Genomic DNA, 22,082 nt, shown 5'->3' on the forward strand with positions numbered 1-22,082 from the left:
CTGTCAGTGGCACCCGATAGCCTGCACGAACAGGCGATTGATGGGAGGGCTGGTAGGCGTGCGCGTACTGGGGGTGGACCCGGGGCTGACCCGCTGCGGTGTCGGCGTCGTCGAGGGGGTCGCGGGCCGGCCGCTGACCATGCTCGGCGTCGGTGTCGTCCGCACTGCGGCGGACGCCGACCTGAGCCACCGCCTCCTCGCCGTCGAGCAGGGCATAGAACAGTGGCTGGACGAGCACCGGCCCGAATACGTCGCCGTGGAGCGCGTGTTCAGCCAGCACAACGTGCGCACCGTCATGGGCACCGCCCAGGCCAGCGCCGTGGCGATGCTCTGCGCGGCCCGCCGCGGCATCCCCGTCGCCCTGCACACCCCCAGCGAGGTCAAGGCCGCCGTCACCGGCAGCGGCCGCGCCGACAAGGCACAGGTCGGCGCCATGGTCACCCGGCTGCTGCGGCTCGACGCGCCCCCGAAGCCGGCCGACGCCGCCGACGCCCTCGCCCTAGCGATCTGCCACATCTGGCGCGCCCCCGCGCAGAACCGGCTCCAGCAGGCCGTCGCCCTGCACGCGGCCGAAGCACCGAGGACAACGAAAGGCCGTACGACATGATCGCCTTCGTCAGCGGCACCGTCGCCGCACTCGCCCCCGACACCGCGGTGGTCGAGGTCGGCGGTGTCGGCATGGCCGTGCGGTGCACCCCGAACACGCTGTCCACGCTCCACCTCGGCCGGCCCGCCAAGCTCGCCACCTCCCTCGTCGTACGGGAGGACTCACTGACCCTGTACGGCTTCGCGGACGACGACGAGCGCCAGGTCTTCGAACTGCTGCAGACCGCCAGCGGGGTCGGACCACGGCTCGCCCAGGCGATGCTGGCCGTGCACACCCCCGACGCCCTGCGCCGAGCCGTCGCCACCGGCGACGAGAAGGCCCTCACCGCCGTCCCCGGCATCGGCAAGAAGGGCGCCCAGAAACTCCTGCTGGAGCTCAAGGACCGGCTCGGCGAGCCGGTCGGCGCCCCCGCGGTGGGCACGCCGGTCACCCAGGGCTGGCGCGACCAGCTGCACGCCGCCCTGATCGGCCTCGGGTACGCCACCCGGGAGGCCGACGAGGCGGTCGCCGCCGTGGCACCGCAGGCCGAGGCCGCCGGTGGCACACCGCAGGTGGGCCAGTTGCTGAAGGCGGCCCTGCAGACCCTGAACCGAGCCCGCTGACCCGCTGACCCACCATTTCCCGAGGCACATCACATGAACTGGGACGACACGACCGACACCCCCGCCGCCGAGCCGCTCGTCGGTCCCGCCGCGGAGCGGCTGGTGGGCTCTGTCGCCGACGGTGAGGACCAGGCCGTCGAGGCCGCCCTGCGCCCCAAGGACCTGGACGAGTTCATCGGTCAGGAGAGGGTTCGCGAGCAGCTCGACCTCGTACTGCGCGCCGCACGCGCGCGCGGGGCCACCGCCGACCACGTACTGCTCTCCGGCGCCCCCGGCCTCGGCAAGACCACCCTGTCCATGATCATCGCGGCTGAGATGGGCGCCCCCATCCGCATCACCTCCGGCCCCGCCATCCAGCACGCGGGCGATCTCGCGGCCATCCTCTCCTCCCTCCAGGAGGGAGAGGTCCTCTTCCTCGACGAGATCCACCGCATGTCGAGGCCCGCCGAGGAGATGCTCTACATGGCCATGGAGGACTTCCGCGTCGACGTCATCGTCGGCAAGGGGCCCGGCGCCACCGCGATCCCGCTCGAACTGCCCCCGTTCACCCTGGTCGGCGCCACCACGCGCGCGGGCCTGCTGCCTCCCCCGCTGCGCGACCGCTTCGGCTTCACCGCGCACATGGAGTTCTACGAGCCCACCGAACTGGAGCGCGTCGTGCACCGCTCGGCGCACCTGCTGGAGGTCGAGATCGAGGCCGACGGCGCCGCCGAGATCGCCGGCCGCTCCCGGGGCACCCCGCGCATCGCCAACCGCCTGCTGCGCCGCGTCCGCGACTACGCGCAGGTCAAGGCCGACGGGTTCATCACGCGCGAGATCGCCGCGGCGGCCCTCGCCGTCTACGAGGTCGACGCCCGCGGCCTGGACCGGCTGGACCGGGCCGTCCTCACGGCCCTGCTGAAGCTGTTCGGCGGCGGACCCGTGGGACTGTCGACGCTCGCGGTCGCCGTGGGGGAGGAGCGCGAGACCGTCGAGGAGGTCGCCGAGCCCTTCCTCGTCCGCGAGGGCCTGCTCGCCCGCACCCCGCGCGGCCGCGTCGCCACCCCCGCCGCCTGGACACACCTCGGCCTGACCCCGCCCCGCTCGTCAGCTGCAGGAACCGGACAACAGGACCTGTTCGGGGCGTGACGGCGACGGCATTGGCCCCGGGAGGAACCCAGGTGCCATGCTGAGCGTTGTTCCCTGCGCGCGGACTCGCCTAGACTCCGCCGTTGCCGCCTTTGCCGGCAGTCCACACACCCCCGTCCATCAGGCCGCTTTCCACCGCGGTCGTGTGAAGGAAGTACCGACCCGTGAGTCTCGTGACCCTCCTCCCGTTCATCGTGCTCATCGGGGCCATGTTCCTGATGACCCGGTCGGCCAAGAAGAAGCAGCAGCAGGCCGAGGAAATGCGGAACCAGATGCAGCCCGGCAGCGGTGTCCGCACCATCGGGGGCATGTACGCGACGGTCAAGGAGGTCAATGACGACACGGTCCTCCTTGACGCCGGCCCCGGTGTCGAGCTGCTGTTCGCCAAGAACTCGATCGGTGCCGTCCTCTCCGACGAGGAGTACAACCGCATCGTCCACGGCATCGAGCACGACCTGAAGTCCGACGTCCCCCTCGTCCCCGACGACGCCTCCTCCCTCACCGAGACCGACGAGCCCGCCGCCGACGCTTCCGGCGCCTCCGACGACAAGCCCATCGACCTCGGCAAGAAGGACACGGCCGACGAACCGGCCGGCAGTGCCGCCGAGACGAAGGCGGAGGAAGAGCCGAAGAAGACCGACGGCGACTCCGACGCGAAGTAGTCACCACCCAGGGCGCGCGGCACCATTCGCGCGCCCTGGGACGTGTCTGCTTCGCGAGGGGTCCTCACACCACGCATGGCCGCCGCCGCGCCCACCCGGCACGGGGCGGCCCGAGAGAGAGCATCGAAAAGGTGACAGTCAAAAACGGACGTTCAGCGAGCGCCCAGGGCAAGCCGGGGCGCTCGCTAGCCCTCATCCTGATCGCCGTCGTGGCGCTCATCGGATCCATGTTCGTCTCCGGAAACACCTCTCCGCGTCTCGGCATCGACCTGGCCGGCGGAACGAGCATCACGCTCCGGGCGGTCCCCGAGCGCGGTCAGGAGTCCGCGATCAACAAGGCCAACATGGACACGGCCGTCAGCATCATGGAACGGCGTGTCAACGGTCTCGGTGTCTCGGAGGCCGAGGTCCAGACCCAGGGAAACGACAACATCATCGTCAACATCCCCAAGGGCACCAACTCCAAGCAGGCCCGCGAGCAGGTCGGCACCACCGCCAAGCTGTACTTCCGTCCCGTCCTCGCCACCGACGTCACCGGCGCCGCCCCGGCCAACCCCTCGCCGAGCGCCTCCCACGAGGTGACCGACAGGTCCACCGGCACCGCCACCCCCTCCGGCCCCCCGACTCCCTCGGCCGCCGAGACCCAGCAGGGCCGCGCGGTCACCGACGCCCTGAAGACGGACGCCACCCCGTCCCCGTCCCCGAGCAGCGGCTCCGGTGACGCCAGCAGCAAGCTCCAGGCGCAGTACGCCTCGCTGGACTGCGGCAAGCAGTCCGTCCGCGCCACCGCGGGCAAGGGCGTGCTGCCCACCGAGGCGACCGTCGCCTGCGGCCGGAACGCGCAGGGCCAGTGGCAGAAATACCTGCTCGGACCCGCCGTGGTGGACGGCACCGATGTCGACAAGGCACAGGCGGTCTTCGACGCGCAGGGTGCCTCCGGCTGGATCGTCCAGCTCGACTTCACGAGCCAGGGCGGCAAGAAGTTCGCGGACATCACCGGCAAGCTGGCCCAGAAGCAGGCACCGCAGAACCAGTTCGCCATCGTCCTGGACGGCGACGTGGTCTCGGACCCCTACGTCCGCAGCGCCATCACCGGCGGCAACGCCGAGATCTCCGGCAGCTTCGACCAGCAGTCCGCCCAGAGCCTCGCCAACATGCTGTCCTACGGCTCCCTGCCGCTGACCTTCAAGGAGGACAGCGTCACCACCGTGACCGCCGCGCTCGGCGGCGAGCAGCTGCAGGCCGGCCTGATCGCGGGCGCCATCGGACTCGCCCTCGTCGTGATCTACCTGGTGGTGTACTACCGGGGCCTGGCGGCGATCGCCGTCGCCTCGCTGATGGTCTCCGCGATGCTGACGTACGCGCTCATGTCGCTGCTCGGCCCGGCCATCGGCTTCGCGCTGAACCTGCCGGCCGTGTGCGGTGCGATCGTCGCGATCGGCATCACCGCGGACTCGTTCATCGTGTTCTTCGAACGCATGAGGGACGAGATCCGCGAGGGCCGCTCGCTGCGCCCCGCCGTGGCCCGCGGCTGGCCGCGGGCCCGGCGCACCGTCCTGGTCTCCGACTTCGTGTCCTTCCTGGCCGCCGCGGTGCTGTTCGTCGTCACCGTCGGCAAGGTCCAGGGCTTCGCGTTCACGCTCGGCCTGACCACACTGCTCGACGTGGTCGTCATCTTCCTGTTCACCATGCCGCTGATGACGATCCTCGCCCGCCGGAAGTTCTTCGCCGGCGGCCACGGCTGGTCGGGACTCGACCCCAAGCGCCTGGGCGCCAAGCCGCCGCTGCGGCGCACCCGCCGTCCCTCCGCCCCCGTCGAGACGAAGGAGGCGTGAGATGTCCAGGCTCGGCAACCTCGGCTCCCGGCTGCACCATGGCGAGATCGGCTACGACTTCATCAAGAACCGCAGGATCTGGTACGGCGTCTCGATCCTGATCACCATCGTGGCCGTCCTGGGCCTGGCGGTGCGCGGCCTGAACATGGGCATCGAGTTCCAGGGCGGAGCGGTCTTCACCACACCGAAGCACATGAGCACCTCGGTGGCCCAGGCGGAGAGCTACGCCCACGACGCCTCCGGCAACGAGGCGATCGTGCAGAAGCTCGGTGACGGCAGCCTGCGCATCCAGATCGCCGGCATCGAGACCGGCAAGTCCGACCAGATCAAGGAAACGCTGGCCAAGGACCTGAAGGTCGACCCGGAGCACATCAACGCCGACCTGGTCGGTCCCAGCTGGGGCGAGCAGATCGCCAACAAGGCCTGGCAGGGCCTGGCGATCTTCATGGTCCTGGTCGTGATCTATCTGGCGATCGCGTTCGAGTGGCGCATGGCGCTGGCCGCGCTGGTCGCCCTGGTCCACGACCTGACGATCACCACCGGTGTCTACGCCCTCGTGGGCTTCGAGGTCACGCCGGGCACGGTGATCGGTCTGCTGACGATCCTCGGTTACTCGCTCTACGACACGGTCGTCGTCTTCGACAGCCTCAAGGAGCAGACGAAGGACATCACCCGGCAGACCCGCTGGACGTACAGCGAGGTGGCGAACCGCTCGATCAACGGCACGCTGATCCGTTCGATCAACACCACCGTGGTGGCGCTGTTGCCGGTGGCGGGCCTGCTGTTCATCGGTGGCGGGGTGCTCGGCGCGGGCATGCTGAACGACATCTCGCTGTCGCTGTTCGTCGGCCTCGCGGCCGGTGCGTACTCCTCGATCTTCATCGCCACGCCGCTCGTCGCCGACCTCAAGGAGCGCGAGCCGCAGATGAAGGCCCTCAAGAAGCGGGTCCTCGCCAGGCGGGCGCAGGGCGCGGCCCAGGGCGAGTCCCTGGAGGCGGAGCCCGCCGGCGTCACGGCCGGTGACGAGCCCGAGTCCGAGGGCGCCGCGCCCGCCACCGCCGCCGCGGTGGGGCCGCACAACCAGTCAGTCTCCCGCGGCCGGGGCCGCGGCCGACCCCCGGGAAAGCGTTGATGACCGATATCCAGGAACTGCTGCTCAGCCGCATTCGTGACGTGGCCGACTACCCGGAGCCGGGGGTGATGTTCAAGGACATCACCCCGCTCCTGGCGGACCCGGCGGCGTTCACGGTGCTCACCGACGCCCTGGCGGAGGTGGGTACCCGCGAGGGGGCGACGAAGGTCGTCGGCCTTGAGGCCCGCGGCTTCATCCTCGGTGCCCCGGTCGCCCTCCGGGCGGGCCTCGGCTTCATCCCCGTGCGCAAGGCGGGCAAGCTTCCCGGAGCGACGCTCAGCCAGGCGTACGACCTGGAGTACGGGTCCGCGGAGATCGAGGTGCACGCGGAGGATCTGAGCGCCGGTGACCGTGTCCTGATCGTCGACGACGTCCTCGCCACGGGGGGCACCGCCGAGGCCTCCATCGAGCTCATCCGCCGGGCCGGCGCGGAGGTCGCCGGGGTGGCGGTCCTGATGGAGCTGGGCTTCCTCGGCGGCCGCACCCGTTTGGAGTCGGTCCTCGCCGGGGCCCCGCTGGAGACGCTGATCACCGTCTGACGCCTGGAACCGAACAAGCCGCAGGGGGCGTTCCGGAAGACCCGGAACGCCCCCTGCGGCTTGTCGGCGACCCTTCTTTGCCGTGATTGGCCGAAACATGATCATCTTGCTCAGATGCTCCTCAAATGATTGGTGTTGCTGATGAGTTGATCGAAAAGATGGGCTTGACCTCCCCGATTGGGGATCATGAAAACGGAGGAACACATGCCCATCCTGAGCAAGACAGGCGCAGGCGTGGTAACGCTTGCCTCGGTCGCGGCGCTCTCCGCGGCGGTCGCACCGGCGAACGCCTCCCAGTCCACCGCGACGACCGAGGCCTCGAACCCGATCGGCGTTCAGTGCTCGTCCAGCTGGAAGAACGCTGTCGGGATCCCCGGACGATGGACCACGATCAAGGACACCACCTGCTCGGTGAGCGGTTACGCGGGCTACAAGGTGGGGTACGAATGGGTGGCGGAGCGTGGAAAGCCGTGCATCCAGGTCAAGGGATTCGCGAACAATCGCGTGAAGTGGTACGACGCCGGGTGCGGCAAGTCCGGGAGCATCAAGGTCCCGTGGGGGAACACGGTCGCCAACAAGGAGATCAAGGTCAAGGGCGCTTCGCTCTTCAAGTGGCGATGAGCCACGCGGCGTACGAATCCGACGACGTCGGCTGACCGGTCACCGGGAGCCTCCGAGGACGCCCCGCCCTTCAGGACGGGGTGGAGGTGTCGCCCGCTTGCGGGGGGGGAGAGAACCGGACGGGCCGGTCCGCCGGTCCCGCAGGCGACGTGAGCCGGGAACCCCCTGCTTCGGCCGGGAGAGGGGTCAACGCCCCGGTGGCTGATCCGACGCCGACACCGCGAAGACGGGCCCGGAGGAATCCGGTGCCCGTCTCGTGTGTTTCCTGGGTGGACGGCCCTCACTTCGGGCTGGAGGCGATCCTGGAGGCCGGGATCGCTACCATGGGGTGTCCGGAGCCTGACCGGGGACCCGGATCGCGTACGAGGAGCCCTCTTGCCAGACGAGGCCCAGCCACTGACCGCCGCCAAGCCCGAGCCGGCCTCGGCGCCCGCGGCGAAGCCCGCGCCGCACGCGAAGAACGACACCCGCGGGACGGCCGAGCACGCCCAGTCCGCGCCCGTCGGCAAGTCGGCCCAGCCCGCACGTCCCAAGCCGGCTCCTCCCGAGCGCTCCGCCCAGCCCCCGGCCGTACGCCCCTCCGCCGGCCAGGCAGGCCGCTCCGGCTCCTCCAACCGCGTCCGCGCCCGCCTCGCCCGCCTGGGTGTGCAGCGGGCCAATCCGTACAACCCGGTCCTGGAGCCGCTGCTGCGGATAGTGCGCAGCAATGACCCCAAGATCGAGAACGCCACCCTCCGGCAGATCGAGCGCGCCTACCAGGTGGCCGAGCGCTGGCACCGCGGGCAGAAGCGCAAGAGCGGCGACCCGTACATCACGCACCCGCTCGCCGTCACCACCATCCTCGCCGAGCTGGGCATGGACCCGGCCACCCTCATGGCCGGCCTGCTGCACGACACCGTCGAGGACACCGAGTACGGCCTGGACCAGCTGCGCCGCGACTTCGGGGACACCGTCGCCCTGCTCGTCGACGGCGTCACCAAGCTGGACAAGGTCAAGTTCGGCGAGGCCGCGCAGGCCGAGACCGTGCGGAAGATGGTCGTCGCCATGGCCAAGGACCCCCGCGTCCTGGTCATCAAGCTCGCCGACCGCCTGCACAACATGCGCACCATGCGCTACCTCAAACGCGAGAAGCAGGAGAAGAAGGCGCGGGAAACGCTCGAGATCTACGCGCCGCTCGCCCACCGCCTGGGCATGAACACCATCAAGTGGGAGCTGGAGGACCTCGCCTTCGCGATCCTCTACCCCAAGATGTACGACGAGATCGTCCGCCTGGTCGCCGAACGCGCCCCCAAGCGCGACGAGTACCTCGCGATCGTCACCGACGAGGTCCAGGCGGACCTGCGCGCCGCCCGCATCAAGGCCACCGTCACCGGACGGCCGAAGCACTACTACAGCGTCTACCAGAAGATGATCGTCCGCGGCCGTGACTTCGCGGAGATCTACGACCTGGTGGGTATTCGTGTACTCGTCGACACGGTCCGTGACTGCTACGCCGCCCTCGGCACCGTGCACGCGCGATGGAACCCGGTCCCCGGCCGGTTCAAGGACTACATCGCGATGCCCAAGTTCAACATGTACCAGTCGCTTCACACGACGGTCATCGGCCCCAACGGCAAGCCCGTCGAACTGCAGATCCGTACGTTCGACATGCACCGCCGCGCCGAGTACGGCATCGCCGCCCACTGGAAGTACAAGCAGGAGGCCGTCGCCGGCGCCTCCAAGGTCCGTACCGACGCGCCGAAGCCCGCCGGCAAGGCCGGCAAGGACTCGGCCGCCATCAACGACATGGCGTGGCTGCGGCAACTGCTGGACTGGCAGAAGGAGACCGAGGACCCCGGCGAGTTCCTGGAGTCGCTGCGCTTCGACCTCTCCCGCAACGAGGTCTTCGTCTTCACCCCCAAGGGCGATGTCATCGCGCTCCCGGCCGGTGCCACCCCGGTGGACTTCGCCTACGCCGTCCACACCGAGGTCGGCCACCGCACGATAGGAGCGCGGGTCAACGGCCGTCTCGTACCGCTGGAGTCGACCCTGGACAACGGCGACCTGGTGGAGGTCTTCACCTCCAAGGCGGCCGGCGCGGGTCCCTCCCGCGACTGGCTCGGCTTCGTCAAGTCGCCGCGCGCCCGCAACAAGATCCGCGCCTGGTTCTCCAAGGAGCGCCGGGACGAGGCGATCGAGCAGGGCAAGGACGCCATCGTCCGCGCGATGCGCAAGCAGAACCTGCCGATCCAGCGCATCCTGACCGGCGACTCGCTCGTCACCCTCGCGCACGAGATGCGCTACTCGGACATCTCCGCGCTGTACGCGGCGATCGGCGAGGGCCATGTCTCCGCGCAGAACATCGTGCAGAAACTCGTCCAGGCGCTCGGCGGCGAGGAAGCGGCCACCGAGGAGATCGACGAGAGCGTGCCGCCCTCGCGCGGACGCGGCCGCAAGCGCCGCTCCAGCGCCGACCCGGGCGTCGTCGTCAAGGGCGTCGAGGACGTGTGGGTCAAGCTGGCCCGCTGCTGTACGCCCGTCCCCGGCGACCCGATCATCGGCTTCGTCACCCGCGGCAGCGGCGTATCGGTTCACCGCAGCGACTGCGTCAACGTGGAGTCACTCTCCCGCGAGCCGGAGCGCATCCTCGACGTCGAGTGGGCGCCCACCCAGTCCTCCGTCTTCCTGGTCGCCATCCAGGTCGAGGCCCTGGACCGCTCGCGGCTGCTCTCGGACGTCACCCGCGTGCTGTCCGACCAGCACGTCAACATCCTCTCCGCGGCCGTCCAGACCTCCCGCGACCGCGTAGCCACCTCCCGCTTCACCTTCGAGATGGGCGACCCCAAGCACCTGGGTCACGTCCTGAAGGCCGTACGGGGCGTGGAGGGCGTCTACGACGTCTACCGGGTCACCTCGGCACGCAGCCGGGCGTAGCAGCCCGCGGCCACCACCGCGGAAACGGCCGAGGGCTCCCGTACGCGCCGTACGGGAGCCCTCGACTCGTGGCGGGCGGTGGTGTCAGCCGCCGAACTCCTGCAGGCCCTTCAGAGCCTGGTCCAGGAGCGCCTGGCGGCCCTCCAGCTCCTTCTCCAGCTTGTCGGCCTTGGCCGTGTTGCCCTGGGTGCGCGCCTGCTCGATCTGGCCCCTCAGCTTGTCCACGGCCGCCTGCAGCTGACCGGTCAGACCCTCGGCACGCGCACGTGCCTCCGGGTTCGTCCGGCGCCACTCGGACTCCTCGGCCTCCTGGATGGCCCGGTCGACGGTGTGCATCCGGCCCTCGACCCGCCCCCGCGCGTCCCGCGGCACATGGCCGATGGCCTCCCAGCGCTCGTTGATCGAGCGGAAGGCGGCCCGGGCGGCCTTCAGGTCCGTGATCGGCAGCAGCTTCTCGGCCTCCTCGGCCAGCTCCTCCTTCAGCTTCAGGTTCTCCGCCTGCTCGGCGTCCCGCTCGGCGAACACCGAGCTGCGGGCGGCGAAGAAGATGTCCTGGGCGCCGCGGAAACGGTTCCACAGGTCGTCCTCGTGCTCGCGCTGGGCGCGGCCCGCGGCCTTCCACTCCGCCATCAGATCGCGGTAGCGGGCCGCGGTCGGCCCCCAGTCGGTCGAGCCCGACAGCGCCTCGGCCTCGGCGACCAACTGCTCCTTGATCCTGCGCGCCTCCTCGCGCTGCGCGTCCAGCTGCGCGAAGTGCGCCTTGCGCCGCTTGGAGAACGCCGACCGCGCGTGCGAGAAGCGGTGCCACAGCTCGTCGTCGGACTTGCGGTCCAGGCGCGGCAGCCCCTTCCAGGTGTCCACCAGCGCGCGCAGCCGCTCACCGGCCGCCCGCCACTGGTCGGACCGGGCCAGCTCCTCGGCCTCCGCGACCAGCGCCTCCTTGGCCTGCCGGGCCTCGTCCGCCTGCCGGGCGCGCTGGGCCCTGCGCTCCTCACGGCGCGCCTCGACCATCCCGACCAGCTTGTCCAGACGTGCGCGCAGCGCGTCCAGGTCACCGACCGCGTGGTGCGCGTCGATCTGCTCCCGCAGATGGTCGATGGCGGCCTGGGCGTCCTTCGCCGACAGATCGGTGGTCTGCACACGCTTCTCGAGGAGGCCGATCTCGACAACCAGGCCCTCGTACTTGCGCTCGAAGTAGGCCAGCGCCTCCTCGGGGGAGCCGGCCTGCCAGGAACCGACGACCTTCTCGCCGTCGGCCGTACGCACGTACACGGTCCCCGTCTCGTCGACGCGGCCCCACGGGTCGCTGCTCACAGCGCCTCCTCCACATGATGCCTGCGGAGGGCCTCGAAGCTCCCCCGGGCATCGTCCACAATTTCGTCACCGCCAACATAGGCGACCGGTGGGCGGCCTGTCCGCATCCAGCGCGACCGAAATTTCGCAGTTGGCGGTCAGGATGCGGTCAGGATTTGGTGACCGTGGCCTTGTTGATCACGACCGTCGCGTTCGGAGCCCCGTCGCCGGCACCCGTGCTCTCGCCCGCGTCCGCGATCTTCTTCAGCACCTTCAGTCCCGCCTCGGAAACGGTGCCGAACGGTGTGTAGCTGGGCGGCAGCGGACTGTCCTGGTACACCAGGAAGAACTGGCTGCCTCCGGTGTGCGGCTGTCCCGTGTTCGCCATCGCCACCGTGCCCGCCGGGTAGACGCTGCCCTTCAGGCTCTTGTCCTTGAGGTTCTCGTCGGGAATCGTGTACCCGGGCCCGCCGCTGCCCACGGCCGTCGGGTCGCCGCACTGCAGGACGAAGATGCCGCCGGTGGTGAGCCGGTGGCACTTGGTGTGGTCGAAGTAGCCCTTCCCGGCGAGGAAGTCGAAGGAGTTCACGGTGTGCGGCGCCGCCGACGCCTTGAGCGCCATGTCTATCTCGCCGCACGTGGTGTCGAGTTTCATCGTGTACTTCGCCGACTTGTCGACGGTCATCGCCGGTTCCTTGTCCCAGCTCAGCTTCTTCACCGAGCCCGGGGCCGGCTTCGCGCACGGGTCCGGGGCCTTGCTGGTGGCCGAGGGGCTGGGGGTGACGTCCGCGCTCGCGTTGGCCTTGTCGTCCTTGTCGCTCTTCAGCACCTTGGTCGTGTACAGGGCGACACTGCCGATCACGACCACGCCGAGCACCGACGCGATCACGGAGTTGCGCATGCGCGCCCTGCGCCGCGCGGCGGTGCGCCGCTGCTGCTGCCGCAAGAACTTCTCCCGGGCGAGCTGACGTCGCCGCTGCTCCTGGCTGACCACCGGGTTCTCTCCTCAAGCGTCTCGTGTGTCGACCGCTACGCGTGCGACGGCCGAGCCGACCGTCCGCGTGTGACCCGTACCGTATATGGGTTCGCTGAGGATCCGGCAGCGCCGGTAGGCTCTGACAACAGCTGTAGCCACCCGTACCCACACAACGAAGGACGATCGTGCTCATTGCCGGGTTCCCCGCCGGGGCCTGGGGGACGAACTGCTACCTCGTCGCCCCCGCCGCCGGTGAGGAGTGCGTGATCATCGACCCCGGCCACCAGGCCGCCCAAGGCGTCGAGGAAGTGGTCAGGAAGCATCGGCTCAAGCCCGTCGCCGTCGTCCTCACCCACGGCCACATCGACCACGTGGCCTCGGTCGTCCCGGTCTGCGGCGCGCACGACGTACCGGCGTGGATCCACCCGGCCGACCGGTACATGATGAGCGACCCCGAGAAGGCGCTCGGCCGTTCCATCGGGATGCCGCTGATGGGCGAGCTGACCGTGGGGGAGCCGGACGACGTCAAGGAGCTGGCCGACGGCGCCGAGCTGGCCCTGGCCGGCCTGGAGTTCTCCGTCGCGCACGCGCCCGGCCATACCAAGGGGTCGGTGACGTTCCGGATGCCCGAGAGCGCGGACGTTCCGCAGGTGTTCTTCTCCGGGGATCTGCTCTTCGCCGGCTCCATCGGACGCACCGACCTGCCCGGCGGTGACATGGCCGAGATGCTCGACTCGCTGGCCCGCGTGTGCCTGCCGCTCGACGACTCGACCGTGGTGCTGTCCGGCCACGGCCCCCACACGACCATCGGCCAGGAGCGCGCCGCCAACCCCTATCTGCGACAGGTGGCCGCCGGCCTGGGAGCGCACCTGGACGACGCTCCCCGACGAGGAATGTGACGAGAGACCTTCCGTGAGCACCTTCAAAGCCCCCAAGGGCACGTACGACCTGGTCCCGCCGGACTCCGCCACGTACCTGGCGGTCCGTGAGGCGATCGCCGCCCCGCTGCGCAACTCCGGCTACGGCTACATCGAGACACCCGGCTTCGAGAACGTGGAGCTCTTCGCGCGCGGGGTCGGCGAGTCCACCGACATCGTGACCAAGGAGATGTACGCCTTCGAGACCAAGGGCGGGGACAAGCTGGCCCTCCGTCCCGAGGGCACCGCCTCCGTGCTGCGCGCCGCCCTGGAGGCCAACCTCCACAAGGCGGGCAACCTGCCGGTCAAGCTCTGGTACTCCGGCTCCTACTACCGCTACGAGCGCCCCCAGAAGGGCCGCTACCGCCACTTCTCCCAGGTCGGCGCGGAGGCCATCGGCGCCGAGGACCCGGCGCTGGACGCCGAGATGATCATCCTCGCCGACCAGGCGTACCGCTCGCTGGGCCTGAGAGACTTCCGCATCCTGCTCAACAGCCTCGGCGACAACGAGTGCCGCCCGGTCTACCGCGCCGCCCTGCAGGACTTCCTGCGCGGACTGGACCTGGACGACGACACCCGCCGCCGGGTCGACATCAACCCCCTGCGCGTCCTCGACGACAAGCGGGAGACGGTCCAGAAGCAGCTGACGGGCGCCCCGCTGCTGCGCGACTACCTGTGCGACGCCTGCAAGGCCTACCACGAGGAGGTGCGGACCCTGCTGGTGGCCCAGGGCATCGCCTTCGAGGACGACCCCAAGCTGGTCCGCGGCCTGGACTACTACACGCGCACCACCTTCGAGTTCGTCCACGACGGCCTGGGCTCCCAGTCCGCGGTGGGCGGCGGTGGCCGCTACGACGGCCTCTCCGAGATGATCGGCGGCCCCGCCCTGCCCTCGGTCGGCTGGGCGCTGGGCGTGGACCGCACCGTCCTGGCCCTTCAGGCGGAGGGCATCGAACTCCAACTCCCCTCCACCACCAGCGTCTTCGCGGTGCCCCTCGGCGAGGAGGCCCGCCGTGTCCTCTTCGCGAAGGTCACCGAACTGCGCAAGGTGGGCATCGCGGCCGACTTCTCGTACGGCGGCAAGGGCCTGAAGGCGGCGATGAAGGCGGCCAACCGCTCGGGCGCGCGCTACGCCCTCGTGCTGGGCGAGCGGGACCTCGCCGAGGGTGTCGTCCAGCTCAAGGACATGGAGTCCGGCGAGCAGGCGGCGATCGGCGTCAACGAGATCGTGGCGGAGCTGGAGTCACGGCTCGGCTGAGAGACGGCGAGCACGGTGAGCCGGGCGGCCCGTACCGCCCGGCTCGTCCACTGTCCGGAACCGGACGTTCGAGGACGACTCCGCGCACCTTCTTGTGTCCACCTCACGGTGAGCACACGCGTGTGTGCGGCACAATGGCCGTGCCCGAAGCAGGTCCGACTCACAAGTGACGGAATCGGCGTGATGAGCAAGACGACGGTCAAGGACGTGTCCGCGGAATCCGAGCCGGAACGCGCGGTGCCCACGCCGCGCACGGTGGGCGGCAGCCGCGCCTTCGCCCTGATGCTGGTGATCACGGGCGCGGCCGGTCTGCTCGCCGCGTGGATCATCACGATCGACAAGCAGAAGATCCTCGAAGGCAAGCTCAGCGGCAAGACCTTCACCCCCAGCTGCAGCCTCAACCCGATCGTGTCGTGCGGCAGCGTCATGGACAGCAAGCAGGCCGTCGTCTTCGGGTTCCCCAACCCGCTGCTCGGCCTGGTCTGCTACGGCATCGTCATCTGCGTCGGCATGAGCCTGCTGGCCCGCGCCACCTTCCCGCGCTGGTACTGGCTGACCTTCAACTTCGGCACACTCTTCGGTGTCTGCTTCGTCACCTGGCTGATGTTCCAGTCGCTGTACCGGATCAACGCGCTGTGCCTGTGGTGCTCGCTCGCCTGGGCCGCCACGATCGTCATGTTCTGGTACGTGACCTCCTTCAACGTCCGCAACGACTTCCTGCCCGCGCCGCGCCCGGTGAAGAACTTCCTCGCCGAGTTCACCTGGGTGCTGCCGGTCACGCACTGCGGCGCGATCGTCATGCTGATCCTGACCCGCTGGGGCAGCAGCCTCTGGGCCTGAGCCCCGGGGCCCGATCCCGCCGGACAGGCCCCGGGCGTACGGCCCTGACGGTCTTGTCAGTGGTGTGCCATAGGGTTTCAGCGTGGAGCCCGACCTGTTCACCGCCGCAGCAGAAGAACGCCAGGAGAAGGACCCGGCCGCGAGTCCCCTGGCGGTCCGGATGCGCCCGCGCACCCTCGACGAGGTGGTGGGCCAGCAGCATCTGCTCAAGCCGGGCTCGCCGCTGCGGCGGCTGGTCGGCGAGGGCTCGGGCGGCCCGGCGGGACCCTCGTCGGTGATCCTGTGGGGCCCGCCCGGCACCGGCAAGACCACCCTGGCGTACGTCGTCTCCACGACCACCAACAAGCGCTTCGTGGAACTTTCGGCGATCACCGCGGGCGTCAAGGAGGTCCGTGCGGTCATCGACGGCGCCCGCCGGGCCTCCGGCGGCTACGGCCAGGAGACCGTGCTCTTCCTCGACGAGATCCACCGCTTCAGCAAGGCCCAGCAGGACTCCCTGCTGCCGGCGGTGGAGAACCGCTGGGTGACGCTGATCGCGGCCACCACGGAGAACCCGTACTTCTCCGTGATCTCCCCACTGCTGTCCCGCTCCCTGCTGCTCACCCTCGAACCTCTCACCGACGACGACGTCCGCGGCCTGCTCCGCCGTGCCCTCACCGACGAGCGCGGCCTGAAGAGCACCGTCACCCTCCCCGAGGACACCGAGAGCCATCTGCTGCGCATCGCCGGCGGCGACGCCCGCCGCGCCCTGACCGCCCTGGAGGCCGCCGCCGGGGCCGCCCTCGCCAAGGGCGAGAGCGAGATCGGCCTGACCACGCTGGAGGAGACCGTCGACCGGGCCGCGGTGAAGTACGACCGCGACGGCGACCAGCACTACGACGTCGCCAGCGCCCTGATCAAGTCCATCCGCGGCTCCGACGTCGATGCCGCCCTGCACTACCTGGCCCGGATGATCGAGGCCGGCGAGGATCCCCGGTTCATCGCCCGCCGTCTGATGATCTCCGCCAGCGAGGACATCGGCCTCGCCGACCCGGGCGCGCTGCCCATAGCCGTCGCCGCGGCCCAGGCCGTGGCGATGATCGGCTTCCCCGAGGCGGCCCTGACCCTCAGCCACGCCACCATCGCCCTGGCCCTCGCCCCCAAGTCCAACTCGGCGACCACGGCGATCGGCGCCGCCCTGGACGACGTACGCAAGGGACTGGCCGGACCCGTCCCGCCCCACCTGAGGGACGGGCACTACAAGGGCGCGGCCAAGCTCGGCCACGCACAGGGGTACGTCTACCCGCACGACCTGCCCGAGGGCATCGCCGCCCAGCAGTACGCGCCGGACGAACTGAAGAACCGCGAGTACTACACCCCGGGCCGGCACGGCGCCGAGGCGCGGTACGCGGACGCGGTGGAGTGGACCCGCAAGCACCTCGGTCGAAAGCGGCCGTAGGGCCCGGCACGAGGTGTCGGACAGACCCCGGCAGCCTGTAGACTCTCCCGAAGCGCTGAGTCCCGTGTCCGGCACCCCGCAAGGGGGAACGGCACACCAGAGCGGGACATCCAGCCGGAACCCCACCGCCCCAGCGCAGTGGAGATCCAGGAGCGTCGCGCACCGGCGAACGGTGTCGCGGGCAGCCCACCACCACCCGCACACCCCGGGACCGGTCGGTGGGCCACTCGCGTGCTGCACGTATGTGCCCAGACCAGGGAGCGGCTGCCCACCAGGTCCGACGGGACCCGGCGGGATTCCCCGGCTGCGGATGCGACCTCCCCTAACCCTGGTGAAGCCGTATTCACACAGAAACACGAGGTGATCGGTTCCATGGCGAACCAGCCCCGCCCCAAGGTCAAGAAGTCGCGTGCCCTCGGTATCGCGCTGACCCCGAAGGCCGTCAAGTACTTCGAGGCCCGCCCCTACCCGCCGGGTGAGCACGGCCGCGGCCGCAAGCAGAACTCGGACTACAAGGTCCGTCTGCTGGAGAAGCAGCGCCTGCGCGCTCAGTACGACATCTCCGAGCGCCAGCTGGTGCGCGCCTACGAGCGTGCCGCCAAGACCACGATGAAGACCGGTGACGCGCTCCTCATCGAGCTCGAGCGCCGCCTCGACGCGCTGGTCCTGCGTTCGGGCATCGCCCGCACGATCTACCAGGCCCGCCAGATGGTCACCCACGGCCACATCCAGGTCAACGGCCAGAAGGTCGACAAGCCGTCCTTCCTCGTGCGTCCGGACGACGTCGTCCAGGTCCGCGACCGCAGCAAGGACAAGACGCTCTTCCAGATCGCCCGCGAGGGCGGCTTCGCCCCCGAGGGCGAGACCCCGCGCTACCTGCAGGTGAACCTCAAGGCCCTGGCGTTCCGCCTGGACCGTGAGCCGAACCGCAAGGAGATCCCGGTGATCTGCGACGAGCAGCTCGTCGTCGAGTACTACGCCCGCTGACCCAGGCCGGCCGCAGTACCTCAGCCCGCCGTCTCCCCACCTTCCGGGTGGGCGAGGCGGCGGGCTCGCGTATGCCTCCCCGGCGCCGGTCCCGCCGCCCCGGTGCCCCCGCCGGACACGGAGCCCGATTCCGCAGCGCGCGGGCGGTAATCCGGTACGGAGCGCCACCCCCGGCGCGATAGGCTCGGTGCACGACTTTTTCGATGTTCTCGATGTTCAGGCACGGATCAGGGAGCGGGTGCGCACAGTGTCCGGTGGTGAGGTGGCCGGGATCCTGGTGGCCGTCTTCTGGGCGATCCTGGTCTCCTTCCTCGCCGTCGCACTGGTGAGGCTGGCCCAGACGCTCAAGGCGACCACCAAGCTCGTGGCGGACGTGACCGACCAGGCCGTTCCGCTGCTGGCCGACGCCTCCCAGGCGGTGCGCTCCGCGCAGACCCAGATCGACCGTGTCGACGCGATCGCCTCCGACGTCCAGGAGGTCACCTCCAACGCCTCCGCGCTGTCCACCACCGTCGCCTCCACCTTCGGCGGCCCCCTGGTCAAGGTCGCCGCCTTCGGATACGGCGTGCGCCGGGCCCTGGGCGGCCGTAAGGAGGACGTGCCCGTCAAGACGTCGAGGCGTACCGTGATCGTGGGCCGCACCGTCCCGGCCGCGCGGCGGGGAAAGCGGAACAACCGGGAGAAGTAAGGACTAGCGATGTTCCGCCGTACGTTCTGGTTCACCACAGGTGTCGCCGCCGGCGTGTGGGCCACCACCAAGGTCAACCGCAAGCTGAAGCAGCTGACCCCCGAGAGCCTCGCCGCGACCGCGGCGAACAAGGCGCTCGAGGCGGGCCACCGGCTCAAGGACCGCGCGGTCGGCTTCGCGCTCGACGTCCGCGACAACATGGCCCAGCGGGAGGCCGAACTCGGCGAGGTGCTCGGCATCGACGCCCCCGTCGACCCCGAACTCCCCTCCCCCAAGCTCTCGGCTGCGCTCGAGCAGGGGGTACCCCCATCGAGGCGGTACGCCGCCATCGAGAACCACAACAGCCCGAAGCACGCCGGGAATCCCACGGACCCGACGTACCCGACGTACTCGTACAACCGGAATGAGGACCACTGATGGAGTCGGCTGAGATCCGCCGTCGCTGGCTGAGCTTCTTCGAGGAGCGCGGGCACACCGTCGTCCCTTCGGCGTCGCTCATCGCGGACGACCCGACTCTGCTCCTCGTCCCGGCCGGCATGGTGCCCTTCAAGCCCTACTTCCTGGGCGAGGTCAAGCCGCCCTACCCGCGCGCCACCAGCGTGCAGAAGTGCGTGCGCACGCCCGACATCGAAGAGGTCGGCAAGACCACCCGGCACGGCACGTTCTTCCAGATGTGCGGCAACTTCTCCTTCGGCGACTACTTCAAGGAAGGCGCCATCAAGCTGGCCTGGGAGCTGCTCACCACCCCCCAGGACAAGGGCGGTTACGGCCTGGAGCCGGAGAAGCTCTGGATCACCGTCTACCAGGACGACGACGAGGCCGAGCGGATCTGGCACGAGGTCGTCGGCGTGCCCAAGGAGCGCATCCAGCGCCTGGGCATGAAGGACAACTTCTGGTCCATGGGCGTGCCCGGCCCGTGCGGCCCCTGCTCCGAGATCAACTACGACCGCGGCCCCGATTTCGGCGCCGAGGGCGGCCCCGCCGTCAACGACGAGCGGTACGTGGAGATCTGGAACCTCGTCTTCATGCAGTACGAGCGCGGCGAGGGCACCGGCAAGGACAACTTCGAGATCCTCGGCGACCTGCCGAACAAGAACATCGACACCGGCCTCGGCCTGGAACGGCTCGCCATGATTCTGCAGGGCGTGCAGAACATGTACGAGATCGACACCTCCATGGCCGTCATCGAGAAGGCCACCGAGCTGACCGGTGTCGCCTACGGCGACGCCCACGACTCGGACGTCTCCCTGCGCGTGGTCACCGACCACATGCGCACCGCCACCATGCTCATCGGCGACGGCGTCACCCCCGGCAACGAGGGCCGCGGCTACGTGCTGCGCCGCATCATGCGCCGCGCCATCCGCAACATGCGGCTGCTCGGCGCCACCGGTCCGGTCGTCAAGGACCTGATCGACGTCGTCATCGACATGATGGGCCGGCAGTACCCGGAGCTGGTCACCGACCGCGAGCGCATCGAGAAGGTCGCCCTCGCCGAGGAGGCCCGCTTCCTCAAGACCCTCAACGCCGGCACGAACGTGCTGGACAGCGCCGTCGCCGAGACCAAGGCCACCGGCTCCGGCGTGCTGCCCGGCGACAAGGCCTTCCTGCTCCACGACACCTGGGGCTTCCCCATCGACCTCACCCTGGAGATGGCCGCCGAGCAGGGCCTCACCGTGGACGAGGAGGGCTTCCGCCGCCTGATGAAGGATCAGCGGGAGCGTGCCAAGGCCGACGCCCGGGCCAAGAAGACCGGCCACGCCGACCTCGGCGCCTACCGTGAGATCGCCGACACCGCCGGCGAGACCGGCTTCATCGGCTACACCGACACCGAGGGCGAGTCCACGATCGTCGGCATCCTCGTCGACGGAGTCCCCTCCCCGGCCGCCGCCGAGGGCGACGAGGTCGAGGTCGTCCTGGACCGCACCCCGTTCTACGCCGAGGGCGGCGGCCAGATCGGCGACACCGGCCGGATCAAGGCCGACTCCGGTGCCGTCATCGAGGTCCGCGACTGCCAGAAGCCGGTCCCGGGCGTCTACGTCCACAAGGGCGTCGTCCAGGTCGGCGAGGTCACCGTCGGCGCCAGGGCCCACGCCTCGATCGACGCCCACCGCCGCAAGGCCATCGCCCGCGCCCACTCGGCCACGCACCTGACCCACCAGGCGCTGCGCGACGCCCTCGGCCCGACGGCCGCCCAGGCCGGCTCCGAGAACCAGCCGGGCCGCTTCCGCTTCGACTTCGGCTCCCCGTCCGCCGTACCGCAGACGGTGATGACCGACGTCGAGCAGAAGATCAACGAGGTGCTCGCCCGCGACCTCGACGTGCACGCCGATGTCATGAGCATCGACGAGGCCAAGAAGCAGGGCGCCCTCGCCGAGTTCGGCGAGAAGTACGGCGATCGCGTGCGCGTGGTGACCATCGGCGACTTCTCCAAGGAGCTGTGCGGCGGCACCCACGTGCCCAACACCGCCCAGCTGGGCCTGGTGAAGCTGCTCGGCGAGTCGTCGATCGGCTCCGGCGTGCGCCGTGTCGAGGCCCTGGTCGGCGTGGACGCCTACCACTACCTCGCCCGCGAGCACACGGTCGTGAACCAGCTGACCGAACTGCTCAAGGGCCGCCCGGAGGAGCTGCCGGAGAAGGTCTCCGCGATGCTCGGCAAGCTGAAGGACGCCGAGAAGGAGATCGAGAAGTTCCGCGCCGAGAAGGTGCTGCAGGCCGCCGCGGGGCTCGCCGAATCCGCCAAGGACGTCAGGGGCGTGGCCGTGGTCACCGGCCGGGTCCCGGACGGCACCACGCCGGACGACCTGCGCAAGCTGGTCCTCGACGTACGCGGCCGCGTCCAGGGCGGCCGGGCCGCCGTGGTCGCCCTGTTCACGGTGAACAACGGCAAGCCGCTGACGGTCATCGCCACCAACGAGGCCGCCCGTGAGCGGGGTCTGAGCGCCGGTGACCTGGTCCGCACCGCCGCCAAGACCCTCGGCGGCGGCGGTGGCGGCAAGCCGGACGTCGCCCAGGGCGGCGGCCAGAACCCGGCCGCCGTCGGCGAGGCCGTGGACGCCGTGGAACGCCTCGTGGCGGAGACGGCGAAGTGATGAGGGCCCAGTGGTGAGGAAGGGACGCCGGCTCGCGATCGACGTCGGGGACGCCCGTATCGGGGTCGCCTCCTGCGACCCCGACGGGATCCTCGCCACCCCGGTGGAGACGGTCCCCGGCCGGGACGTCCCGGCGGCGCACCGCCGGCTCCGGCAGCTCGTCGCGGAGTACGAGCCGATCGAGGTCGTCGTCGGGCTCCCGCGTTCCCTCAAGGGGGGCGAGGGCCCGGCCGCGATCAAGGTCCGCGCCTTCGCCGGGGAGCTGGCCCAGGGCATCGCCCCGGTGCCGGTCCGGCTGGTGGACGAGCGGATGACCACGGTGACGGCCAGTCAGGGCCTGCGGGCTTCCGGGGTAAGGTCCAGGAAGGGACGCTCCGTGATCGACCAGGCCGCCGCTGTCATCATCCTGCAGCAGGCCCTGGAATCCGAACGAGTGTCAGGCAAAGCACCCGGCGAGGGCGTCGAAGTGGTCATCTGATCGCAGTACGGTAACGTTCCGCGCGATGCGCCGGTGTTCGAACAGCCGGCGCACAGCAAGAGGCGGAACGGGTGCCGGG

General features: G+C 70.1%; 20 protein-coding genes. 18 read left to right on the plus strand and 2 right to left on the minus strand.

The genetic code is table 11. From position 1 onward, the window contains the following. Nucleotides 1-58: 58 nt before the first annotated feature. The 9 genes from ruvC (at nt 59) to DEP02_RS02730 (ending at nt 10,039) form a co-directional block, all read left to right on the plus strand. Nucleotides 59-607, plus strand: a complete 549-nt coding sequence (gene ruvC, locus DEP02_RS02690) for a crossover junction endodeoxyribonuclease RuvC (protein ID WP_112465698.1) — start codon at nt 59-61, stop codon at nt 605-607. Continuing rightward, nucleotides 604-1,209 (plus strand): Holliday junction branch migration protein RuvA, encoded by a 606-nt coding sequence (ruvA, locus tag DEP02_RS02695; protein ID WP_112465699.1) that lies wholly within the window; start codon nt 604-606, stop codon nt 1,207-1,209. The genes ruvC and ruvA overlap by 4 nt, the downstream gene beginning before the upstream one ends. A gap of 33 nt (nt 1,210-1,242) precedes the next feature. Further along, complete coding sequence (gene ruvB, locus DEP02_RS02700) at nt 1,243-2,337, plus strand: Holliday junction branch migration DNA helicase RuvB (protein ID WP_112465700.1); 1,095 nt, start codon at nt 1,243-1,245, stop codon at nt 2,335-2,337. Nucleotides 2,338-2,501: 164 nt separating this feature from the next. Then, nucleotides 2,502-2,999 (plus strand): preprotein translocase subunit YajC, encoded by a 498-nt coding sequence (yajC, locus tag DEP02_RS02705; RefSeq protein WP_112465701.1) that lies wholly within the window; start codon nt 2,502-2,504, stop codon nt 2,997-2,999. A gap of 227 nt (nt 3,000-3,226) precedes the next feature. Then, nucleotides 3,227-4,834 carry a protein translocase subunit SecD gene (gene secD, locus DEP02_RS02710; protein ID WP_232838930.1) on the plus strand — a complete coding sequence of 536 codons (1,608 nt, stop codon included), beginning with the start codon at nt 3,227-3,229 and terminating at the stop codon, nt 4,832-4,834. Between the two features lies 1 nt (nt 4,835). Beyond that, entirely contained in the window at nt 4,836-5,966 is a 1,131-nt protein-coding gene (secF, locus tag DEP02_RS02715; protein ID WP_112465703.1) for a protein translocase subunit SecF, read from the plus strand. Next, on the plus strand, nt 5,966-6,505 hold the full coding sequence (locus DEP02_RS02720; protein WP_112465704.1) for an adenine phosphoribosyltransferase: 540 nt from the start codon (nt 5,966-5,968) through the stop codon (nt 6,503-6,505). Before secF ends, DEP02_RS02720 begins: the two co-directional genes overlap by 1 nt. A gap of 204 nt (nt 6,506-6,709) precedes the next feature. Further along, on the plus strand, nt 6,710-7,126 hold the full coding sequence (locus DEP02_RS02725; RefSeq protein ID WP_112465705.1) for a hypothetical protein: 417 nt from the start codon (nt 6,710-6,712) through the stop codon (nt 7,124-7,126). A gap of 375 nt (nt 7,127-7,501) precedes the next feature. Continuing rightward, nucleotides 7,502-10,039, plus strand: coding sequence for a RelA/SpoT family protein (locus DEP02_RS02730; RefSeq protein ID WP_112465706.1), 2,538 nt, complete (start codon nt 7,502-7,504; stop codon nt 10,037-10,039). An 84-nt stretch (nt 10,040-10,123) separates the two neighbouring features. Here the strand turns inward: DEP02_RS02730 and DEP02_RS02735 are convergent, their stop codons facing one another. Then, nucleotides 10,124-11,353 (minus strand): DUF349 domain-containing protein, encoded by a 1,230-nt coding sequence (locus tag DEP02_RS02735; protein WP_112465707.1) that lies wholly within the window; start codon nt 11,351-11,353, stop codon nt 10,124-10,126. A 148-nt stretch (nt 11,354-11,501) separates the two neighbouring features. Next, the gene (locus DEP02_RS02740) at nt 11,502-12,326 is read right to left on the minus strand and encodes a peptidylprolyl isomerase (protein ID WP_112465708.1); all 825 of its coding nucleotides are present in this window, start codon (nt 12,324-12,326) and stop codon (nt 11,502-11,504) included. Between the two features lie 167 nt (nt 12,327-12,493). On the opposite strand from DEP02_RS02740, the gene DEP02_RS02745 reads away from it, so the two are divergent. The 9 genes from DEP02_RS02745 to ruvX all read left to right on the plus strand — a co-directional run bounded on the left by DEP02_RS02745 (nt 12,494) and on the right by ruvX (nt 22,003). Then, on the plus strand, nt 12,494-13,207 hold the full coding sequence (locus DEP02_RS02745; protein ID WP_112465709.1) for an MBL fold metallo-hydrolase: 714 nt from the start codon (nt 12,494-12,496) through the stop codon (nt 13,205-13,207). A 13-nt stretch (nt 13,208-13,220) separates the two neighbouring features. Next, nucleotides 13,221-14,483 (plus strand): histidine--tRNA ligase, encoded by a 1,263-nt coding sequence (gene hisS / locus DEP02_RS02750; protein WP_112465710.1) that lies wholly within the window; start codon nt 13,221-13,223, stop codon nt 14,481-14,483. 183 nt (nt 14,484-14,666) lie between these two features. Next, nucleotides 14,667-15,323, plus strand: a complete 657-nt coding sequence (locus DEP02_RS02755; protein WP_112465711.1) for a vitamin K epoxide reductase family protein — start codon at nt 14,667-14,669, stop codon at nt 15,321-15,323. A gap of 82 nt (nt 15,324-15,405) precedes the next feature. Next, nucleotides 15,406-16,761, plus strand: a complete 1,356-nt coding sequence (locus DEP02_RS02760) for a replication-associated recombination protein A (RefSeq protein ID WP_112465712.1) — start codon at nt 15,406-15,408, stop codon at nt 16,759-16,761. Between the two features lie 372 nt (nt 16,762-17,133). Then, entirely contained in the window at nt 17,134-17,748 is a 615-nt protein-coding gene (rpsD, locus tag DEP02_RS02765) for a 30S ribosomal protein S4 (protein ID WP_112465722.1), read from the plus strand. A 238-nt stretch (nt 17,749-17,986) separates the two neighbouring features. Further along, a complete protein-coding gene (locus DEP02_RS02770) occupies nt 17,987-18,436 on the plus strand; it encodes a DUF948 domain-containing protein (RefSeq protein ID WP_198668261.1) in 450 nt (149 codons plus the stop codon). 9 nt (nt 18,437-18,445) lie between these two features. Beyond that, complete coding sequence (locus DEP02_RS02775; protein ID WP_112465714.1) at nt 18,446-18,853, plus strand: hypothetical protein; 408 nt, start codon at nt 18,446-18,448, stop codon at nt 18,851-18,853. Next, entirely contained in the window at nt 18,853-21,525 is a 2,673-nt protein-coding gene (gene alaS, locus DEP02_RS02780) for an alanine--tRNA ligase (RefSeq protein WP_112465715.1), read from the plus strand. The genes DEP02_RS02775 and alaS overlap by 1 nt, the downstream gene beginning before the upstream one ends. A 13-nt stretch (nt 21,526-21,538) precedes the next feature. Further along, on the plus strand, nt 21,539-22,003 hold the full coding sequence (gene ruvX, locus DEP02_RS02785) for a Holliday junction resolvase RuvX (protein ID WP_198668262.1): 465 nt from the start codon (nt 21,539-21,541) through the stop codon (nt 22,001-22,003). Nucleotides 22,004-22,082: the final 79 nt, after the last annotated feature.

The sequence above is a fragment of the Streptomyces triticisoli genome (assembly GCF_003270085.1).
GTDB lineage: Bacteria > Actinomycetota > Actinomycetes > Streptomycetales > Streptomycetaceae > Streptomyces > Streptomyces triticisoli.